The organism is Bradyrhizobium sp. SHOUNA76, assembly GCF_023006445.1.
Lineage (GTDB): Bacteria > Pseudomonadota > Alphaproteobacteria > Rhizobiales > Xanthobacteraceae > Bradyrhizobium.
In genome coordinates this window covers 1-4447 of the sequence record NZ_JALBHA010000508.1, presented here as the reverse complement: position 1 = coordinate 4447, position 4447 = coordinate 1, and the positions used below count along the sequence as shown (strand labels likewise).

Here is a 4447-nt window from a genome sequence, read left to right as displayed (position 1 = left end):
ACGCACCTTGGCGCGGGCGGCCTCCCCCTTGCGACGCTCGGCTTCGCGCCGCCGCTCCTCCTTCTCGAACGCAGCGGCAGCCTTGCGCGCGGCCTGATCGTCGGTTTTGCGGGATGATTTCTTTGCGGTCTTGGCCGGACGCTGCTTCGGTGTCGGCTTGCTTTTGGGTTTGCGTTTGGGCTTGGCGTCGTCATCGGCAAGATCGGTGGGCAGTTCGGCGCTCTCCGTGAAGGCGCCGTCGGATCCGACGGGCCGCCTGAGCACGATGCCCGGCTTCGCCATGGTTGCCGCGACGATGTCAGGGTCGTCAGTCTCCTTCGCTGCGCCCTGATGAAACAGGTTGGAGCTGGCGCCCCAGGCCTCGAGCGCCGCCTTCATCGAGGGCGCCGCGATCGCCTGGTCGAAGAAGCCGAGCGAGGTCTGGTAGGTCTTCAGTTTCTTTGGCATGTCGCGCCGTTAGCGTAGATCGTAGCCCGGATGAGCGAAGCGATATCCGGGACTCATCCCGAAGTATATCCCGGATGTCGCTTCGCTCATCCGGACTACCAACTACGAATTTTCCACCAGCGCGTCATAACCCTGCTCGCTGAATGCCAGCAGACAAAACCCGTGCCCGAACGGATCGGCCAGCATCGCGATCCGGCCATACGGCGCATCGCACGCCGGCACTTCCAGGATCGCGCCGGCGCGCAGCGCGCGTTCGACGGCAGCATCGACATCATCGACGACGACGTCGATATGCACGGGCGTCCAGTGCCGCTCGTAGCGGCGGCGATCGCTGCCGGCGCCGAGCGTGCCGGCCTGCTTGGTCAGGAGATAGACCGGCGCGGGCCAGCCGAGCAGCTCGACGAAATCGGAGCCGAAGCGGCGGCCGACCGTGAGGCCGAAGGCTTCGGTGTAGAAGCTCGTAGCTTGCGCGACGTCGGGGACGTCGATGTTGAGAAGGAAGGTCATGCCGGCCTCGCTGCGCAGTTGCGCGGCGAACGTAGCCCGGATGGAGCGCAAGCGGAATCCGGGATGATGCCGCACGCTCGGCCGTCGGATTTCGCTGACGCTCCATGGGAGCTACGCAGGACTCTCCTCGTGATCGGACAAGCGCCAGCATGACATCATGCCACTGCTTTGCCCGACGGATCAATCAATATTCGGCATTGCCGAAATATCGAACGTTATCAAAGATGTGCCTACTATGCATGGGGTTGTTTTCCAGATTCGATGTCCGGCGGGCTTACTTGCCTCTCAGGCTGGCTCGCCGTGATCCTCGTTGCACTGTTTCGGTGATATCGCACCGGCAGGCGATGACGGCGCGCGCGGTCGGCAGCTTTCCCTTGCTTTCCTGTTCCCCGCCCCTACGGTCGCGCCGCCAACCAAGCGTTGAGACGAGAAAAGAATTAGACGAGACTTGCCATGACCGACACGATGAAATGCCCCGCCTGCAACTCCGAGCACGCCTATCAGGACCGCGGTCTCTGGGTCTGCCCGGAATGCGCCCATGAATGGAGCGGTACGGCGGAGACGGCCGCGGACACCGCGCAGGACGCCGGCGTGCGCGATGCCAACGGCAATGTGCTCGCTGACGGCGACAGCGTCATCGTGATCAAGGATCTCAAGATCAAGGGCTCCTCCTCGGTCGTGAAAGGCGGCACCAAGGTGCGCAACATCCGTCTCCAGGACGCCAGCGACGGACACAACATCGCCTGCAAGATCGACGGCATCGGCGCGATGAACTTGAAGTCGGAGTTCGTGAAGAAGGCGTAGCTCGCGCTAGCTTTGCCGCTGCGCCAGGTAAAACCCGCACAGCACCGTCACGAGGCCCGCGGTCTGCAAGAGCGTCGGCGGCTCGCCGAGCAGCAGCCAGCCGGTGAGCAGCGTCAGCGCCGGCACGCAGGCCGGAAACACCGCGGCGCGGGCAACGCCAAGGCGCTGGACCGAGACCGCGAACAGATAGAGCGCGGCGGGGCCGGCAAGCACGCCCTGCGCCAGCGCCTGGATGGCGTTCTCGGTGATGCCGATCGCCGCAACATGGGCGAGGCCGACGGTCGCGATGTAGACCGGCAGCAGCAGCAGCGACAGCACGTTGATGACGAGCGCGGCCGAGACGGCGGAGACGCGCCAGTGCCGCAGAGCTGCGCCGAAGCCGGCGAACATCAATCCCGTCAGCACGAAGATCAGATCGCCCAGCACGCCGTCGGCACCGATATGGCCGATCGATTCCGCGCCGATCACGCCGAGACCGCCGACGATGACGATCGCGCCGGCAAGGCGCGAGACGGAGATATGTTCCTTCAGCACGACCGCCGCGAGCAACAGGCCGCCGAGCGTCGCGCAAGAGGGCTGGATCACGCTGCCATGTCCGAGCGGCACGAACAGGAAGCCGGTGTAGGAGATCAGCGACATCACGGGGCCGCCGAGGACCATCAGCACGAGGCCCCTGCTCCAGCCGATGCCGCAGAGATCGCCGATGCCGGCGCGCAGCACCAGCGGCAGGAACGCGATGCCCGACCAGACATAGCGATGCACCAGCAGATCGACCGGCGTGAAGCCGACCTTGAGCCCATGCCGCGTACCGGCAAAGCCGAGCGCCCAGAACAGCGCCGCGGCAAGGCCGCAGACCACGCCGAGCAGTGCTGGCGCGGCATCGTCGTTCCGAGAAAGAGCGTCAGCGCCGCTCGTCCGCTGATCCATGGGATCAAGCCTTATGGCAACGTGCCCATCGGCTCAACCCACGCCGCTGCAGGGCTGGCACGCAGCGCAATCTGTAGCCCGCGTGAGCGCAGCGAATGCGTCACTCGTCTCGCCGTCAAGCCTGCACGCTGCGCGCGCGGAGTGCTTAGCGCGCAGCGGACGATCGCTCAGAAAAATCCCGGGCTGAGATCGAGGCCGTATGTCAGGCTGAGCACGAACACGAACAGAGCGGCGGCGGCGAACAGAGCGGTGTGCTTGAGAATGAACGCACGCGGCGAAACGGTGGCAACAACGGCTTTCTGCACAACGGGCATGACGGCCTCCATTATGATTTCAAAAATTGGCCGCAACGATGCGACCGCCGCATCAAGCAACGCGACGTGCAAAGCAACTGTTAAAAGGATCACGCCCGTTATGAACGGGGATACATAACCGGCACATTCACGCGAACTTGTTTCGCGGCCGGATTCTCAATCAGCGCATCGGTGTCAATTTCATCGTGCCGAGACATTGCACGATGCGCGCCGGCGCGAGATGCGCACGAGGCAGTTCCAACATCCTGCACGCGCGAAATGCGCAAGCAGCTTCGACGTCGAAGAAGTCGGTGAGGCAGTGGGTCCCGCCTCTCCGCGGAACCCACCTGCCGTCACGCGATGTCAGATCAGCGGGCAGCGCCGGTGGTGACGTCGGCGGTCTTCACCTTGCGCGGGCTGAGCACCTTCGCCTGGTGGGCTGAGGCGACCGCGGTCGGCGCAGCAGCCTTCTGCTCGACATGCGCGGCACCGAGGACGCGGACCTGCAAGGGCGAGACCGGAAATCCATTGGCCTCGTAAGTCGGCAGCTCGGCGGCGAAAGCCGCGGTGCTGCCCGCGATCGTCAGGATGGCGGCGGCGATCGACAGAGTCTTCTTGTTCATTGGTAGTGCTCCTGAGTGGAAGAGTCGGAGCATATTTAGGTGCGTTTTGCTGCATTGCGACATGCTTTGTTGCATTGCAACAGCGCGCGCCGTGCATGGCGATATGTTTAATACGTACAAGGCGTTGGCCGAATCACGTTCGGCCGCGACATGGCGGTTTTATGGACAGTGCTCAGCCACCGAGCACGTTGCCCCAGCCGTCGAAGAGATAGGCCTTCCAGGCCACGGCTCCGTCATCTCCCGTGCGGCTGGCCCGCCGGTAATCGTCGGCCTGATCTGCGGTCCAGGTGATGATCGTGTCCGTAAGGCGATCGTGCAGGATGGCGGGTTCGGTCGGATCGAAGGCGTCCATGGGGCGGAGTGAGGAATGCGTCATGGGCGACCAAACGCGCCAGCCGCAACAAAGTTGCGCGCAACGCGCGGCAGTTCCCCTTGGAACCGCAATGGAACCTGCGTTGCAGCTCAGCAACACCTGCCCGAAAAGCCGGTTTTCGCCGATTTGTGCCATTGCGCCGCCACACCGTCCCCCGAACAATCGACGCGCTGCGTGCCTTTCCGTGCAAGACTGTTTTCGTCAGACTGTTTGCATCATCGCTGTCCGGACAAGACGGGTTCGGGCAGAACCGTTTGGAGGCAGGGATCATGAACGATCGGCGGTCTCTTTTGGTGGCGGTCACGTGCCCCTCGGCGGTGCTAGCCGGCTGGCTGGCGCTTTCCCTCTCCGCCTATGCCCCCGCCCTCATCGAGAACAGCGGCGCCAATGCGGCTGCCGTCTCGCGCGCGAAGGATCTCAGCCGGCTCGACCTCGCCGACGTGCCGCACGCTGCGGCGATCGAGGACGGCATC

General features: G+C 64.2%; 7 protein-coding genes and 1 pseudogene. 2 read left to right on the top strand and 6 right to left on the bottom strand.

From position 1 onward, the window contains the following. Positions 1 to 447 (bottom strand): cell envelope biogenesis protein TolA (locus MOV74_RS32075; RefSeq protein ID WP_246931012.1); only part of this gene is annotated, 447 nt, incomplete at its 3' end. Between the two features lie 102 nt (positions 448 to 549). Continuing rightward, positions 550 to 954 (bottom strand): VOC family protein, encoded by a 405-nt coding sequence (locus tag MOV74_RS32070; protein ID WP_246931011.1) that lies wholly within the window; start codon positions 952 to 954, stop codon positions 550 to 552. 453 nt (positions 955 to 1407) lie between these two features. Here MOV74_RS32070 and MOV74_RS32065 point away from each other — a divergent pair, with 453 nt between their 5' ends. Next, positions 1408 to 1758 carry a zinc ribbon domain-containing protein YjdM gene (locus MOV74_RS32065; RefSeq protein ID WP_246931010.1) on the top strand — a complete coding sequence of 117 codons (351 nt, stop codon included), beginning with the start codon at positions 1408 to 1410 and terminating at the stop codon, positions 1756 to 1758. A gap of 6 nt (positions 1759 to 1764) precedes the next feature. Here MOV74_RS32065 and MOV74_RS32060 read toward each other — a convergent pair whose 3' ends face one another. From MOV74_RS32060 to MOV74_RS32045, 4 genes are all read right to left on the bottom strand, one after another. Continuing rightward, a complete protein-coding gene (locus MOV74_RS32060; RefSeq protein WP_246931009.1) occupies positions 1765 to 2685 on the bottom strand; it encodes a DMT family transporter in 921 nt (306 codons plus the stop codon). Positions 2686 to 2852: 167 nt separating this feature from the next. Next, positions 2853 to 3092, bottom strand: a complete 240-nt coding sequence (locus tag MOV74_RS32055) for a hypothetical protein (protein ID WP_246931013.1) — start codon at positions 3090 to 3092, stop codon at positions 2853 to 2855. Positions 3093 to 3346: 254 nt separating this feature from the next. Beyond that, positions 3347 to 3601 (bottom strand): hypothetical protein, encoded by a 255-nt coding sequence (locus tag MOV74_RS32050; protein WP_246931008.1) that lies wholly within the window; start codon positions 3599 to 3601, stop codon positions 3347 to 3349. A gap of 172 nt (positions 3602 to 3773) precedes the next feature. Further along, positions 3774 to 3977 carry a hypothetical protein gene (locus tag MOV74_RS32045; RefSeq protein ID WP_246931007.1) on the bottom strand — a complete coding sequence of 68 codons (204 nt, stop codon included), beginning with the start codon at positions 3975 to 3977 and terminating at the stop codon, positions 3774 to 3776. 266 nt (positions 3978 to 4243) lie between these two features. Between MOV74_RS32045 and MOV74_RS32040 the strand changes: the two are divergent. Then, positions 4244 to 4447, top strand: a pseudogene (locus MOV74_RS32040) (hypothetical protein); the annotation flags it as partial.

What these genes read in the sequence shown, in the direction of transcription:
- MOV74_RS32070 (WP_246931011.1), bottom strand. Translation starts at nt 954, where the DNA reads ATGACCTTCCTTCTCAACATCGACGTCCCCGACGTCGCGCAAGCTACG.
- MOV74_RS32065 (WP_246931010.1), top strand. Translation starts at nt 1,408, where the DNA reads ATGACCGACACGATGAAATGCCCCGCCTGCAACTCCGAGCACGCCTAT.
- MOV74_RS32060 (WP_246931009.1), bottom strand. Translation starts at nt 2,685, where the DNA reads ATGGATCAGCGGACGAGCGGCGCTGACGCTCTTTCTCGGAACGACGAT.
- MOV74_RS32050 (WP_246931008.1), bottom strand. Translation starts at nt 3,601, where the DNA reads ATGAACAAGAAGACTCTGTCGATCGCCGCCGCCATCCTGACGATCGCG.
- MOV74_RS32045 (WP_246931007.1), bottom strand. Translation starts at nt 3,977, where the DNA reads ATGACGCATTCCTCACTCCGCCCCATGGACGCCTTCGATCCGACCGAA.